Source organism: Rossellomorea sp. KS-H15a (assembly GCF_024195245.1).
GTDB classification, from domain to species: Bacteria; Bacillota; Bacilli; order Bacillales; family Bacillaceae_B; genus Rossellomorea; species Rossellomorea vietnamensis.
This window is the reverse complement of the sequence record NZ_CP096886.1, coordinates 2,927,721-2,943,490: the sequence shown is the minus strand read 5'-3', so window position 1 is coordinate 2,943,490 and position 15,770 is coordinate 2,927,721. Positions and strand designations below refer to the sequence as shown.

Genomic DNA, 15,770 nt, shown 5'->3' with positions numbered 1-15,770 from the left:
AGGGACGGACCTTATTACTAGGAGTGATTGAATGTCCCAAGATAAGAAACGTATCGTGATTAAGATTGGAAGTAGTTCATTGACAAGCTTACATGGAGAAATGAGCCGCAGGAAGCTTGAGCGACTTGTGGATGAGGTTGTCCGTTTAAAGGATGACGGTCATGAAGTCTTGCTTGTTTCATCAGGAGCAGTTGCTGCAGGTTATCGAAAATTGGGTTGCTTGACACGCCCAAGTTCACTGCCTGAGAAACAGGCCGCAGCAGCTATTGGTCAAGGGCTATTGATCGAAGCGTATTCTGATCTATTAATTTCAAATGGATATGTGGCTTCTCAAATTCTGATCACTCGTAGTGATTTTTCTGATGAAGATCGATACAACAATGCCAGAAATACGATTAATGTCCTGCTCGAAAGAGGGATTATTCCGATTGTAAATGAAAATGATACCGTAACGATTGACCGTTTGAAGTTTGGAGATAATGACACACTATCCGCTAAAGTCGCAGCACTCGTGGATGCTGATCAACTCATCATCCTATCAGATATAGACGGGCTATATGATTCAGATCCCCGCAAAAATCCAGATGCTGAACTGCTGGAGAGTGTGACTGAAATCACGGAAGATATTGAAGACATGGCGGGAGAGCCGGGAAGCTCAGTCGGTACCGGCGGCATGAGATCAAAGATCGATGCATTCAAGATTACAATGGCATCAGGCATACCTGCGTTCCTGGGTAAATCAGGACATTCTAACATCATTTATGATGCTGTCCAGCATACGGCTAAAGGAACCTATTTTGAATCGACGGAAGATTCGGTCAATCTCGATTCCAAAAAGCAATGGATTGCGTTCAATTCCGGTCCAGAAGGTGAAATCACCATCGATGCAGATGCGAAAGACCGTATTTTAGAGCGGAAAGAAAGTTTGACGATCGATGATATTTATACTGTGAAAGGCCGTTTTGATAAGGGTGCAGTCGTACGTATCCTGGATAACCGCAACGAGGAAATCGGTCTTGGAATGGTCAACTATCGCTCTGGTCAACTGAAGAACCCTACAAATATAAAAGCCGATGAAATCGCAGTAGAAATTGATCAGCTCGTATGCCATGTAGAAGTTCCCATTCCAGTAGGTGTTTAGTTGAACATTATTCTGTAATTGATTCATTTAAGTATATAGCTTTTCAAAATAATCAGGAGGTATTTGATGACTTTAACTGTAGAAAAAACCGATGTGAAAAAACAGGCGATATTGGCTAAAAAAGCTTCTAAAACCTTAAGCATGCTGACAACGGAACAAAAAAATAAAGCCCTTCATATTCTTGCCGACCATCTAGAGGCAAACTACGGCTCCATTCTAAAACAGAACGAAAAAGACCTTGAAAGAGGCCGGGAAAAAGGATTTGAAGAGGCCTTTATGGATCGCTTATCTCTTTCTAAAGAGCGCGTTGAAGACTTTGCAAACGGTCTTCGCCAAGTGGCTGACCTGGAAGATCCGACTGGTAAAGTGGTTTCTGATTGGACCTTGGAAAATCAGCTGCAAGTTCAAAAAGTGACCGTTCCGCTCGGTGTCATCGGAATGATTTATGAAGCCCGCCCAAACGTGACGGTGGACGCTACAGGTCTTGCATTAAAATCAGGTAATGCTATCATCCTGAAAGGTGGATCGAATGCCATTACGTCAAATAAAGCCATTGTGGATGTAATGCATGAGGCGTTGGAACAAACAGATATTCCAAAAGATGCCGTGCAATTCATCAACACAACAGATCGTGAGGCGACAAGTGAATTATTCACAATGAAAGAACATATTGATGTGCTGATTCCGCGTGGTGGCGGCGCATTGATCAACGCTGTCGTCAATAACGCAACGGTTCCTGTCCTCGAGACAGGTGTAGGGAATTGTCATATTTACATCGACAAGGAAGCTGAACTGGAAAAAGCATTAAACATCATCATAAATGCCAAAACGGATCGTCCGGCGGTTTGTAATGCGGCTGAAACCGTCATTCTCCATGAGAATTGGTTTGATGAACACAAGGATGCCTTTGTTGAAAAACTGAAAGAGCATAACGTTTCCATTCATGGGGACGAAAAAGTGGTTGAAGTGATCAAAGATGCTAAACTTGCAGGTGAAGAAGATTGGGCAAACGAATATTTAAGTCTTGATATTGCCGTGAAAGTGGTGTCTTCACTTGATGAAGCCGTGGATCATATTGAACAATACGGTACCAAACATTCAGAAGCGATTGTGACGGAAAACAATGAAACGGCGAAAAAGTTCATGATGCTGGTTGATGCTGCTGCTTTATATCACAATGCTTCCACACGTTTCACAGATGGAGGAGCATTAGGATTCGGTGCTGAAATTGGCATTTCAACTCAGAAGCTCCATGCAAGGGGACCGATGGGTCTTCCGGCGCTAACCACAGTGAAGTATATGATGCATGGAACCGGACAAATTCGATAATATGTAAAAACGCATGAGGTCTACTCCTCATGCGTTTTTTATATTCTTTCGACTGTCAGCCTGAATCCTGAAGCAGGAATTCATGCAATCCTCGTATTGTATGAACTTCTTGTTGATAACATAATGTCAAAAGTCGTTCGAAAATCTCGGCCGTCATGATCGCATCATTTAAAGCATGGTGGCGTGTCCGGTCTTGAATATCGAATTTCTTTATAAGAACATCCAAATAGCAGTCATCTCTGCCAAGTAAGCTATTGGCCAATGAAAAGGAATCGACAAATTCTGGATCGAAAGAAGGCAGTTCCCACTTATTTATCCTTTTTTGAAGAAAGTTAATGTCGAAGCTCGCGGGATGTGCCACCAGAATCGTCCCTTTACTGAACTCCAAAAAACGTTCCAACCCTATAGGCAGCGTCACACCATTTAAAAAATCTTTACGTCTTAGTCCCGTAAACCTCTTCGTTTCCCTGGACACTGTTTGAAGAGGGTCGATCACCTGATAGAATGTCTCGTCCCTTTGAACTTTTCCTTCTTTCAGCTTTACAGCTCCTATCGAAATGATTTCATCTCCAACTTCAGGAAAAAAACCAGTGGTTTCAAGGTCGAAAATCGTAAAGGTGCAATGGAAGAGATGCTTCTTTTGAAGAGTCGGTTTTTCTTCTTCAAATTGTTTAAGGCCACGGGAAAGTTTATGATAGGAAAGCTTTTCTTTTTCCCGCTTCACTTGATGGCGGAAGATGAATCGCTGCCATAAATAATACTTCAGTATCCGGTAGCCTACATTAATACCTATATTATCCATTAAACCACCCGGTTCCTATTGAAACTGATTTCCATCACTTGCTGCAGTCGGTTGGCAATTTGGATGGATTCTTTTAATTTTTGGCGATCCTCTTTCGAAAGGGTGCGGACATCGATGTCATTACTTAAAGGCTTTCCCTCACTAAGTTCACGCAGATTCTGTTGCGTTCTCAAGGAAAGGAGGATATGCATGGCCGTTTTAACGTTTTCGGCATCCCTTGGGTGAAAGGCTTGTAACTTTTTCAATGCCTGTACCCTTTTGATGGTGTTCACTTCTTTTATCCCATACTTTACCGAATGAATCCGGATCATATTGACGATTTGTAAGAGTCCTGACTTTTTGATATTAAATAGATGGTTTTTCGGCTTCAAGTTCACCCGGCCCAATGGACCAACGGGGAGTTTGAAACGAAGGGCATCTTTTCGTAAGAGTTGCTGCATATTCAGGGATCGTTTCGATTTTTCAGTCAGGTAATTCCGGATCTCTTCTGCGATGGAATAGTCTCCGTAAATTGGACGGAAGTCATAGAACATCGTGATGTTCTGGATTTCCTGTGCATCCATTTCGTGGAGCCACTCATCAATGGCCTTTTTCCAGTCCGTATACGACCTCTTCCATTTTTGTTCCTTGGCCATGATCCCGCCTGTACATTCAGGGAAACCACATGCAGCAAGCTTTAAATTAAGCTTCTCGGTGAAGGCCTGAAAATAGAGATCAACTTTTTTCAGGTCAGATAAATGATTATAATCATCAAGGATGATCCCATTATCCTGGTCGGTATGGAATCCCTGTTCACTGCGTCCCTGACTGCCCATGACAATGAAACAATAATTGATCGGAGCAGAACCGTAACCTTCCTGCCTCATTTCCTTTTCGCTCAATTGAATGATTTTCCGGTGGAGCCGATCATTGTAGTTTGATATCACTTCACAAATATCGAATCCAAAGCTGTCCTGTCCAAGAAGGTCTTGAATGAACTGTTGGAACGTCTCGCTCTTCACCGTAGCCAGTTCAACCAGTTCATCATTTGACACGGCCTTTTGAATTTTATAAGAAAGATCCAGATAATTCGAATCCTGAATATTGAGAAATGATGTACTGGTTAGAATTCCAACCACTACATCATTGCGAATGATAGGGACGAAATCCACTTCTTCATGTTTAAAGTAGGAGAGGGCTTCATAAGCGAAGGACTCATCCCTGATCCAAAAAGGCTTTTCCTTCATCCAGTCTTTCACCTTTTCAGCGTTACATGGATTGGTTAGATAAGACAGGATTTCCCGCTGCGTAAGGATGCCAAGCATTTTTTTATTCTGATCCACCACGACTAACCCATATGTGTCATGTTCTTTCATCTTTTTGGCTGCGTCTATGATGGTAGCATTTCCATTGATGAAAGTAGGGCTGTCCATGAGAGTATGAACTTTTGTGCGGAACAGATTGATGTTTTCATCATCGGTCTCAGTGGCTGACTTTACCTTGATTTCATCGTAAAGGGTCTTCATCCGATTGCCGATGCTTTCAAATATGATTTTTGAAAAATCATTGTTTTTGGTCATGATTTCTAAAATCCGGTCTTTCTGAATCCGGAATACCGTACAATCTTCTATTGCCTGGACTGAAAAAGTCATTTGTCCGCTCGTAAGCATGATCATGATACCAATCAAGTCACCAGGGTAATAGAAGCGGAGTGAATATTGCTTTCCGCTGGAACGATGGAGGACATTTTTGGCAAGTCCGGAGACAAGGAAGTAAATATCCAGTTCTTCCACCGTTTCATCTTCATGAAAGAGAAACTCCCCTTTCTTGAAAGTTGTGTATGTTGAACCGGAAATAATATAATCCAACTGTTCCGCTGATAGGACATCAAATGGATAGTGATCTCGAATAATATGTAGTAATTCCTGCTGGTTCATCAAATACCTCCCGTTCGTGCTGGTTCCATAGTACTTTACCATAGAATCCCCTAATTTGAAAACGATAAAACAGGCCGTCATACATAACAAGACACCCCGATATCAGGGTGTCTTGTTCAACATTCGATTTGGTTCTCTATCAGCAGCAGTTTAAATAAATCCCGGGTCAAGAGGCTTTATGGGCTTTTACAACCTGTTTTTCCTTCTTCATGAAAGGCATCCACCAGTTCCAGTCTCCAAGTAGCTTCATTAACGAAGGGACCAGTACCATTCTGACGATGGTTGCATCAATGAAAATGGCGATGGCAATCCCAACCCCGATCTGTTTGACAGGCATCACACCAGTAAAAGCGAAAGCCCCCGTTATGACAATCATGATAAGAGCTGCCGAGGTGATGATCTTACTTGTTGAAGTAAGTCCGTCAATGGTGGAACGTGTGTTGTCACCGGTTTCTTGATAAATTTCATGGATCCTGGAAATGAGGAATACCTCATAGTCCATGCTAAGGCCAAACACAAGGCTGAATACCAGTACCGGAAGCACAAGGGCAATATCCGATTCAGGGATTCCAAAGTGGCCTCCCTGGAAAATCCATACTAAAATTCCGAATGTCGATGTCAGACTGATGATGTTCATCAAAATGGCCTTCAATGGAATGATGATGGAGCGGAATGCAATCATCAGAATTAGGTAGGTAGAACCTAAAATGATGCCAAGGCATAATCCTACTTTTTGATAGATTTCATCAAAGATTTCCTGATTGAATTTCACCTTTCCCCCGAACTGGAGGGGGTGGGACCATTCTTTTTGACTCCATTTGTTCACCAGTTCCTGAGCAGCGGATGATGATGAATCCAACGATAAGTGAACTGGAATCAGCGCCTTGTCTCCCTGGATAAAACGATCCAGTGCAGGATCAATCATCTTCTTGGATTCCGGCTGCTGAATGGCACCGAATAATTTTTTCGGAGAGTCGATATTGGTGGCTTTGAAGATAGAGTCCACTGAAGTCACAGCTGATTCCTTATTGAATTCTGAAAGGAGGTCATTCAAATCCTCCAATCCATCTTTGGTCTTCCAGCCATTCTCCCGTTTGGCAATCACATAAACCGTACTGCCCTGATCTGTCTTAAACTCCTCCTGAATGGTATCCATCGCCTGACGGGATTCAAATGTAACAGGTAATGCCTCCGTATCAGGAATGGCCAGATTCATAGAGCGGACAGGCAAAATGCCGATCACTAAGACAATTAGGGCGAGGAGGGCAAGCATCACGGGCCTTTTCATGATAAACCCGGCAAATATCCTCCATTTCCCCTGGTCATTCTTCTTCTGTTTAATCAGCGTCCATTTATTTATAGACTTACCGAGGAGTAGAAGAACGGAAGGGAGGAGAGATAATGCAGATACCACTGCAAGCATGACGACAACCATGCCTCCGATGGCAATCGTCTGGAATATATCGATTTCAATAAGCATCATGGCTCCTAAACCGATGAAAACACATAATGCAGAGAAAATGATTGATTTTCCTGCCGTTTGAATAGTGGTATGGATTGCTTCCGGTATGGATCTCGTAGCCAGTTCTTCACGGTAGCGGTTAATGAACAATAGAGAGAAGTCAATGCTCAGGGCAAGACCAATCATTGGGACTACATTCAGCAGGAAAACCGATAATTCCATGCTACCGCCAATCAGAGCGAGAATCCCGAATGCCGTCACGACCGTCACCACTCCAATGATGATGGGAACAAGCGAAGCAACAACCGAGCCGAATGCAAATAACAGGACAAGGAGAGCGAAAGGTAATCCTATCAATTCGGCCCGTTTCAGATCATCCTGACTGGCCTTATTAATATCTGAACTAATAATGGAAGCCCCGGTCAATGATTGACCTGGATTTTCTTTTATTAGTGCTTTAACTTTTTTTGTTTCGTTGGTGATATCAGACTCATCGAAGGATAAAACGGCGTAAGCCACGTCGTCTTTCACTAATTTTTCATCTTGTAACGGTGATTGTATAGAAGAGGTGACACCCAAGTTTTCTATGCTCTCAATCGTTTTCTTAATCGATGCCTGGAACCCATCTGCAGATTGGGAATCCTGCTTTTCCATAAGAAGCAAAATCGATGATTCGGGAAAATCAAACGAATCGGTCAATTCATCATTCACTTTTTCAAACTGTCCGTCTGTCCTAAAACCATCACCGCCTAGTATGGTGGGTAAGTCTGTTGCAAAATAAGCGAATATTCCCGCTATCATCACCCAAAGTACAATGATCCATTTATACCATCGGGTGATCCCTTTACCGAGCAGGTTCATCTCATCACACTCCTTCATTGAAAGTCTTACAACCTGACTTTCCACTACTTCTTACGTTAAAAAATAATCACTCATTCAGTTTAATAGGTGGAGTCAGCAGGTGCAATAACTAAATGTTCGAATTGATGATAAGGGAACGATCATTAAGATCCCTTCGTGTTGAGGATGAATGTCGAAGCGCTCAATAAATCTGGAAATATGTAGTCAGCGTTATACGATGGGGAAGAGTTGCCATTTAGTAAAATCGTGGTGCATCCAGCTTTGTTGCCTGCTTCTATGTCTACATCACGATTCCCGATCATGAATGATCCAGCAAGATCAATCCTGTATTTTTCTGCCAGTTCAAAAAGCATCCCGGGTTCGGGCTTTCTGCATGAACAACCCGCATGGGGTTTGTGAGTGCAGCAGGAAACTTCCTGAATGAAACCGCCTGCTTGTTTGATTTCATGTACCATATAATCATGGATGGACTCAAGCTCATCATGGGAAAGATAGCCTAATCCAACACCACCTTGATTTGTAACGACAAAAAGAAGGAATCCGGATTGGGATAAAGCCTTTATGGCTTCGGGGGCTCCTTTCAGGAAATAAAATTGATCCGGCCGGTTCACAAAGCGGACTCTATTGGTTTTCACCTCGTTGATTACCCCATCACGGTCAAGAAAAACAGCTTTATTCATCATAAATCCTCCTTATTCGATAACTTTCATCAAGAAACACCGTGTATATGTCGCTTCTTGCGGTTTCCGAGGAAATAATGACAGAGTATTCTGTCATTTATTCTTAATCGGTAGGGACGGACCTTGGAAGGTCCGTCCCTTTCCTTTATAGTTTGCGGATAAAAACGACTTTTAAGTAGTCACTCTGCTTGTATTGACTGAGGGTTTTAAAATCTTCAGGAAGAGTGTATTCTTCGAGTATCTTATATTTCCCGTCGGTTTCCTTGAATGCTGCATCAATAAAACCTTTGAATTTTTTCATATTGAAGGTGCTGCAGTTTGTGGAAGCCACGATGATCCCGTTCTTTTCAGTGATGGCTATCGCTTCTTTCAACAAATCCTTATAATCCTTTGCAGCACTGAATGTGTGTTTTTTGGAACGGGCAAAGCTTGGTGGGTCTAATATCACCATATCGAATGAAAGCTGTTTTTTAACAGCATATTTGAAGTACTTGAAGACATCTTCCACAATGATGTCTTGAGCCTCATAATCGATTCCGTTTATGCTGAATTGTTCAATCGTTTTGCTTAAACTGCGATTTGCAAGGTCCACACTGGTGGTGTGAGAGGCACCGCCGAGAGCAGCATACACAGAGAATGCACCGGTGTAAGAGAAGGTATTCAATACCCTCTTGCCTTCTGAGTATGCGTCACGAATTCTTTTCCTTACTTCGCGTTGATCGAGAAATACTCCGACCATCGCTCCGTCATTTAAATAGATGGCAAATTGTACGCCGTTTTCTTTCACGAGGAGAGGGAAGGAAGGGCGTGTACCTTCGACAAAATCGTCTTCTTCAACGTATTTCCCTGCCTGTGCGAACCTTTTCTTCTGGTAAATACCTTTATATTCGGTTAATGCCCGTATCGATTCCACCACTTCTTCATGAAAAGAATAGGCACCCCTTGAATACCACTGAATGAGATAATATCCATCAAAGTAGTCAATGGTTACACCCCCGAAACCATCGCCTTCACCATTGAACAACCTGAATGCCGTCGTATCTTCACTATAGTAGAAGTGGAGACGTTGATGAATGGCAGCCTGGATCTTTTTATAAATGAACTCCTTGTCTATATCTTCATGTTCTTTCCAGCTCAGAAGCCAGCCAATCCCTTTATTCTGGAGTCCGTAGTACCCTTTTGCAATAAAGCGACCATCGGTATCTACAAGCTTCAGGATGTCACCGTCCTCGGCATCTTCAATCGAAGTCGTGACATTTTCATTATTTAAAAGAGGAAACCCTTTTAGAAATAGTTGTATGTATTTGGGGCTTGCTTTTACGATTTTTTCTTTCGTCATTCCACTCATCCTAACCTATTGGTTTAGTCTTGTGTAGTATAGAACGTTACGGGCGTTTACGCAACTGCATAAAAAAATCCCCTCAGGTCCGAAGAGGGGAAGGTGTTTGAATTATTTACTCCATAAGTAATCTCCTACAAGACGATCCACTTTCATCGTTTCATGTAATCCGCTATGAGAAATCGTTGGATCATATACAATTTTGGACTGAAAAGGATTTCTTTCAAAAAATGATCGACTCTCCAGTGCACTCTGTACATTTACCACATCATCACCTGAACCAGCGATGGAAAGCACTTGTATTTCAGAAGGAATCAAATGACGATTGAGATACATTTTTTTCAACGCGCGAGAGCCAGGCTTTAAATCAATCACAGCTGCACCGGTATTGATTTGCCCATAAGACTCTTTCGTGACTCCCTGAAATGGAGTGGCAATCGTAATGAATTTATGGGTTTTTGGAACAAACGATTCTTTACTGGTATTCTCTAAATATTGGGTTGAAGCAAGGCCACCCATAGAGTGGGCGACAATATTGACAGTAGAAACATTGAATTGGTGATGCAGCAGCTTCATGGCATTTTCTAGCCAAATCGCCTGTTTATCCAAGGAAGCCCGATTGTCTTCAAAAATGACTTGAACAAGTGGGGGAGAACTCGGGTTTTTAGGGAGAGCCCCTTTGTATCTTATACTGCCGGAATCTGATACGGATATTTCCAGCGTTTTTTGACCCCATCCATGTCTATTCTCAAAACGGTCCAACATGGTCCTGAAGGAATTATATGTACCTTTGTATCCGTGCACGAAGACGGTTGGATATTTCTCCTCGGCGGTTAAAGGTTTTTCACTTGATTGGACATTCGTCGTCCGGAAAATAGTATATAAAGTGAAGAAGGCAACGATAAAGAGCCCGCTCCAGAAAAATGATCGTTTTGACTTTATTGACAAGAAAATCGCTCCTTTAAAAAGGTATACTTCTATTGTAAGGGATTCGTGAAGTATTGAATATGTTAAAAAAGAAATTTATTTGTCATATTATATGTAATTTTTACCTCACTTGGTACTATGTTTCTATTTATTCATTTTCTCTAGTCAGGAAAAGCAAGGACCATAAGAAAAAGGCTTAAATGAACATTTAAGCCTCCAACGTTATTTTGCCATTAATAGTAAAAATTAAACCCAATCTCCAGCTTTGAAAATTGGTTCAATCGTGCCATCCGCCTTTTCACCGTCGATATCCAATTGTGATGAGCCGATCATGAAGTCCACATGAATCATGCTTTCGTTAAATCCAATCTCCTGTAACTGTTCACGCGTCATCGTCTTACCATCCTCTACACATACAGAAAGAGCCCTGCCCAATGCAATATGACACGAAGCATTTTCATCAAAAAGAGTGTTATTGAAAACGATATTCGTATTGGAAATTGGGGAATCGTGAGGTACCAATGCAACCTCACCCAAATAAGATGCACCTTCATCCGTTTCGAGTAAGTTCTTTAACGTTTCATAGCCTTCTTCAGCCGTGTAATCAATGACTTTCCCTTCCTTGAAGGTCAACGAGAAATTCTTGATAAGGGTGCCGCTATAATTAAGAGGCTTTGTACTCGAAACAACACCGTTCACGCCATATTTATCTGGAATTGAAAACACTTCTTCCGTCGGGAGGTTCGGGACGAATGGAATCCCTTTATCATTGGTGAATTGGGCACTGATCCATTTGGTTTTAGGGTGGAATTCGATGGTCAGGTCTGTTCCAGGTCCTTTATAATGAAGCTTTTTATAGTTCCCCTTGTTTAAACGATCGGCGTTTTTATTAAGGTTTTCGATATGCGATTCCCATAATTCGACAGTATTTTCCTGATCCGTTCTGGTGGTGTAAAAGATGTTCTCCCACAGTTTGGTAAAAGCGTCTTCTTGAGAAAGATCGGGAAAAACGGTCTGAGCCCATTCCACTGTTGGTATCGCAGCGATCAACCAGCTGATCTTTCCGCCTCCGATATAAGCTGAAAAGTCTTTCATCGCTTCTGCAGAAGTTTTGTTCAACATAGCGACACGCGTAGGGTCTGAGTCCCTTAATAGAGAAGGATTCGGGGCAGCTAAGTTCAATAATGCCACATTGTTCTCTGCCATCTCAATGTATCCTTTTGCCTTCCATTCAGGGAACGCTTTCAAGCCTTCTTCGGCAGATTTCTCCAGGCGGATCTTTTTCAATTCATCATCATAGAAATCCGTTAACACATTCAGTGCTCCTGCTTCGTATGCTTTTTCTGTTATCAGGCGGACAAACTCATATGATGTTATAGGTGCTGATATCATCAGTTCCTGTCCCTTTTGCAGATTCAATCCGACTTCTACGATCAGATCTGCATATCGTCCTAAATTTCTCTCAAATGCTTCATTCATTTGTGAATCCCCCTTGTATATGTACTCAAACATAACTATATCTCTTTTTTCAGAAAATTTCATTGATAAAGATCATGTTTTAATATAAAAAGGACCGGTCCATAACTGGACCAATCCTAAAATGTTTATAGTTTAGTTGAGAACGGCGGGAATTCTTCTTCATTTGAGTTGATGACGATCACGCCGGAAAGGGCCATGGCGGTGAGGCTGGTGATGATCAATAATTTTCTCAGCTTTTTCATTTTTTAACCACCTCCTTATAAAGGCAGCATTTCTTCATAAATGATATTGGCTTCATTTAGATGGAATGCAGCAAGTTTGTATTTTCTAATTCTTTGATAATATTGGCCAAGGAATTTAGAATACTCAGCATATAATAGAAGAGAACCGTTTTTCTTAAAGTAAGCCAGTGCATACTCCTTCATAAAATACTCAAATCCATTAGGAAATTCATTCAGTGCAAATTGATAATAAGATAATTGATAAAATTTATCGGGATATCTTTCTTTTGAACAAAGCTCCAATCCTTTTGATAACCAGAATTGAACTTCTGAACGTTGATTCAGTTTATAATGCTCTTTGACAAGTGAAAGAATCGAATAGAGTTTTCCTTCGTCGTCAGATTCCTTTAATTCAATGCTTCTCACAAAATGCTGGATGGCTTCATCGCTTTTATTCATGAAAGATTTAAGGTATCCGAAATTTTGCTCGATTTTGGAATGCAATGACGTATACTGAATGGACTGAGAGATGAAGTTAGCCCATTCATAATGCTTTACGGCGTCCTCACCATTCCGGATTCTCCGATAGCAGATGCCCAACAATAAATGCACCTCTGCGCACCGTTTCTGGTAGTAAACCCCCTGAAAAATGGAGAGGGCTTTTTCACCGTAGTAAATCGCTAAACGATACATGTGTAAACGTGTCAGGACTAAACTGAATAGATAAAATAAATCTGCCCTTTCTTCTTCATTTACAACATTTCCAAGCACAAAGTAAGTTTCGGCTTCTTTCAACTCATCTTTGGCTTTTTCGTATTCCTTCATTAGATAGTAGTAATTTCCTTTATACTTATGAAAGTAAAATTTATGCTTGTCGGATAGGTCCTTATAATTCGTTTGAATATGGCTCAAATGACTGAAAGCTTCCGTTAGATCGCCCCTTAATAATTGAACCCGGAAGCAGAGGATTTTATAAAAAAAATGGGACGATAGATCATCGGTTTGATCAAGATCCCTTTGGATGAGCTTGTGAGTGGAACGTGCTTCATCCTCTTTATTCCAAAGCAAAGCATGATTCCACTTTTCAAGAAGCTCATTCAACTGGTTAGGGCGATCAACTGGATGATTTAACCCTAGGCGCTCGCATAGTAAATGGACGATATCATCTGATGGTGTCACTTGGTTATTTTCGAGTTTCGATAGATAAGATATTGAAATGATGCCTTTAGATAGATTTTCTTGAGTTAACTTTTGTTTGAGTCTGTGGAAACGGATCTTAGAACCAATCTTCATATGATTCTTCTCCTCTTGAAGGATATAAATTTCCAACCTATGAACCAGAATATTGAACATAATAACATAAATGAAGCCGGAAGATTTGGAATATTCCTATAATTATATTTTTTCATGGGTAGAAAGGAGGTATTTTGGTTATTTGAATGGTTTTATTTCACAATGATTCACCTATAAATATCCTTTGTTATAATAAATCTAGTAAAAGTGATAAAGGAGGATGGTCATTGTGATTGATTTACGAAGTGATACGGTAACAAAACCAACGGAGGAAATGAGAAGGGCAGCTTATGAGGCTGAAGTGGGGGATGATGTGTATGGTGAAGACCCTACTATCCTAAGGCTTGAAAAGGAAGCAGCCAGTATTCTTGGGAAAGAGGAAGCATTATTCGTCACAAGCGGGACCCAGGGGAACCAGATTGCGGTATTGACCCATACCAGACCGGGAAATGAAATTCTATTAGAAACGGATTCGCATATCTTTTACTACGAATCAGGAGCAGTTGCGGCTTTCGCAGGCGTTCAAACCAGGACGATTAAAGGGACCAATGGAGAAATGGATCCTGGTGAAATAGAAGCTGCAATTCGTACGGAAGATCAGCATTTTCCTGAAACGGGTTTGATTTGTCTGGAAAATACCCATAACCGTGCGGGAGGGGCAATCGTTTCACCGGAAAACATGCAAGCCATTCATACCATTGCCAGGAAGCACTCCATTCCGGTACATATTGATGGAGCCAGGCTCTTTAATGCCGTTGCCGCCAGTGGTCGTGACGTAAAGGAGTTCACGGATCACTGTGATACCGTTCAAATTTGTTTATCGAAAGGCTTGGGTGCACCGGTAGGTTCAATCATTGCAGGTGACAAACACTTTATTAAGAAGGCTAGAAAGTGGAGAAAACGTCTGGGTGGGGGACTTAGACAAGCCGGGGTGATTGCAGCTCCAGGATTGATTGCCTTGAACAAGATGAGAGGACGTTTGTCAGAAGATCATGAGAAAGCAAGAATCCTCAAAGAAACCTTTCAAACATGTAACGGGATTGAAATCATCAATGAAGTGGATACTAATATTGTAGTGGCTGAAGTATCGGGCACAGGGATGAAAGCAGCACAGTTTGTAGAAGAATTAGAGAGAAAAGGAATATTGGCCGTGACGTTTGGACCGACCCTTGTCCGCTTCACGACTCATTATGATGTCTCTATGGAAGACATAGGGGAAGTGTCCCGGATACTTAAGGCTCAATTTTAGCCAATCAATTCCTGTGGGTGGTTCAGGAAACGGAATAGGGCAGGACTTGCCCTATTTCCACCTTTATTCTTTGTGATCAAGTTGTTTTCCATGATGAGGATGAGGATGCCATCTCATCATATAACCATTTTCTTTTAGCTTTTGATGTTTTGCTTCCATCATGTTCAGCACTTTATCGCCTTGTTCTTTTGTAAAGACACCGTACTCCACGTATTTCTTCACAAGTTCTTTTTTCGTTGAATACATCTGTTCGTGCAATTTACCAAGCTCTGCTTTTTGGTCTTCTGTCAGATTCACCTTTTGTCCAGGCGCCTGACCTTGACCTTCTGCAGAGACGATGGAACTGAATCCAAGGCTGATGATGAAGGCTGCTGCAATTGAAACCACTATCTTTTTCATATTTATTTCCTCCTTCCTGAAGATTCTCTTATATTCTTTGCAGTGTATTAGAAGAATATGTAAGAGTGGACGAATCGGCAGGGGAATTGCTAGTATTAGATGGAGTAGAACCAGAATGAGGGGGTTAGGATCAATGTTAAATAAGTTTTTATCTAGTATCGGTATAGGTCATGTGAAGGTGGATACCATCGTGCACACGACAGAGATTTCACCCGGCGACCACATCAAGGGGGATGTCGTCTTAAAAGGGGGAATGGCCGATCAGCCGGTAAACGAAGTTCAACTATTACTTCTCCTAAAGTATGAACAAGATAAACAGGATAGTGATTTTTCTTATCATGAGAAGGATTTAAATACGATCACACTGGACAGCATAGGGACAATTAAGGCTGGGGAGGAAAAAAGGATTCCATTTGAATTCCCTACAAATGCCCGACACCCTAAGACGACTGACACGGAACAAACCATTTTAAGGACAACGGTGGATATACCCCAAGCCGTGGATCCCACAGATGAAGATAGTATATTCGTTCGATGATTCCAAAAAAAGGACCGATTCTCCAAATGAATCGGTCCTTTTTTGAATGTTTTAATGGATGCAGGAGTAATGAATGTCGTGACAAAGAGTACTAAGTTCTTATTGAAATCCATAAAAACCCAATGTAAAATGTA

General features: G+C 41.5%; 13 protein-coding genes. 4 read left to right on the top strand and 9 right to left on the bottom strand.

All coding sequences use genetic code 11. The features are described 5' to 3' along the window. Positions 1–31 precede the first annotated feature (31 nt). Positions 32–1,141: a glutamate 5-kinase gene (proB, locus tag M1J35_RS14980; protein ID WP_079531829.1), complete on the top strand. Its 1,110-nt coding sequence runs from the start codon at positions 32–34 to the stop codon at positions 1,139–1,141. A 66-nt stretch (positions 1,142–1,207) separates the two neighbouring features. After that, a complete protein-coding gene (locus M1J35_RS14975; protein WP_254651613.1) occupies positions 1,208–2,470 on the top strand; it encodes a glutamate-5-semialdehyde dehydrogenase in 1,263 nt (420 codons plus the stop codon). Positions 2,471–2,525: 55 nt separating this feature from the next. Here M1J35_RS14975 and M1J35_RS14970 read toward each other — a convergent pair whose 3' ends face one another. From M1J35_RS14970 to M1J35_RS14935, 8 genes are all read right to left on the bottom strand, one after another. Beyond that, entirely contained in the window at positions 2,526–3,272 is a 747-nt protein-coding gene (locus M1J35_RS14970) for a 3'-5' exonuclease (RefSeq protein ID WP_229592742.1), read from the bottom strand. Next, positions 3,272–5,188, bottom strand: coding sequence for a DUF294 nucleotidyltransferase-like domain-containing protein (locus tag M1J35_RS14965; protein ID WP_254651612.1), 1,917 nt, complete (start codon positions 5,186–5,188; stop codon positions 3,272–3,274). The genes M1J35_RS14970 and M1J35_RS14965 overlap by 1 nt, the downstream gene beginning before the upstream one ends. Positions 5,189–5,354: 166 nt before the next feature. Then, entirely contained in the window at positions 5,355–7,529 is a 2,175-nt protein-coding gene (locus M1J35_RS14960) for an MMPL family transporter (protein WP_254651611.1), read from the bottom strand. A 125-nt stretch (positions 7,530–7,654) separates the two neighbouring features. Then, positions 7,655–8,191, bottom strand: a complete 537-nt coding sequence (locus M1J35_RS14955; protein WP_254653771.1) for a D-glycero-alpha-D-manno-heptose-1,7-bisphosphate 7-phosphatase — start codon at positions 8,189–8,191, stop codon at positions 7,655–7,657. A gap of 145 nt (positions 8,192–8,336) precedes the next feature. Further along, a complete protein-coding gene (locus tag M1J35_RS14950) occupies positions 8,337–9,530 on the bottom strand; it encodes a class I SAM-dependent rRNA methyltransferase (RefSeq protein WP_254651610.1) in 1,194 nt (397 codons plus the stop codon). 111 nt (positions 9,531–9,641) lie between these two features. Then, on the bottom strand, positions 9,642–10,478 hold the full coding sequence (locus M1J35_RS14945; RefSeq protein ID WP_224519854.1) for an alpha/beta hydrolase: 837 nt from the start codon (positions 10,476–10,478) through the stop codon (positions 9,642–9,644). Between the two features lie 225 nt (positions 10,479–10,703). Beyond that, positions 10,704–11,936 (bottom strand): aminopeptidase, encoded by a 1,233-nt coding sequence (locus M1J35_RS14940; RefSeq protein ID WP_254651609.1) that lies wholly within the window; start codon positions 11,934–11,936, stop codon positions 10,704–10,706. Positions 11,937–12,193: 257 nt separating this feature from the next. Continuing rightward, the gene (locus tag M1J35_RS14935) at positions 12,194–13,450 is read right to left on the bottom strand and encodes a helix-turn-helix transcriptional regulator (protein ID WP_254651608.1); all 1,257 of its coding nucleotides are present in this window, start codon (positions 13,448–13,450) and stop codon (positions 12,194–12,196) included. Between the two features lie 229 nt (positions 13,451–13,679). On the opposite strand from M1J35_RS14935, the gene M1J35_RS14930 reads away from it, so the two are divergent. Then, positions 13,680–14,699, top strand: a complete 1,020-nt coding sequence (locus tag M1J35_RS14930) for a threonine aldolase family protein (protein WP_254651607.1) — start codon at positions 13,680–13,682, stop codon at positions 14,697–14,699. A gap of 63 nt (positions 14,700–14,762) precedes the next feature. On the opposite strand, the gene M1J35_RS14925 is transcribed toward M1J35_RS14930, so the two are convergent. Then, positions 14,763–15,098, bottom strand: coding sequence for a YckD family protein (locus M1J35_RS14925; protein ID WP_254651606.1), 336 nt, complete (start codon positions 15,096–15,098; stop codon positions 14,763–14,765). Positions 15,099–15,231: 133 nt separating this feature from the next. Between M1J35_RS14925 and M1J35_RS14920 the strand changes: the two genes are divergently transcribed. Continuing rightward, complete coding sequence (locus tag M1J35_RS14920; protein WP_224519862.1) at positions 15,232–15,636, top strand: sporulation protein; 405 nt, start codon at positions 15,232–15,234, stop codon at positions 15,634–15,636. Positions 15,637–15,770: the final 134 nt, after the last annotated feature.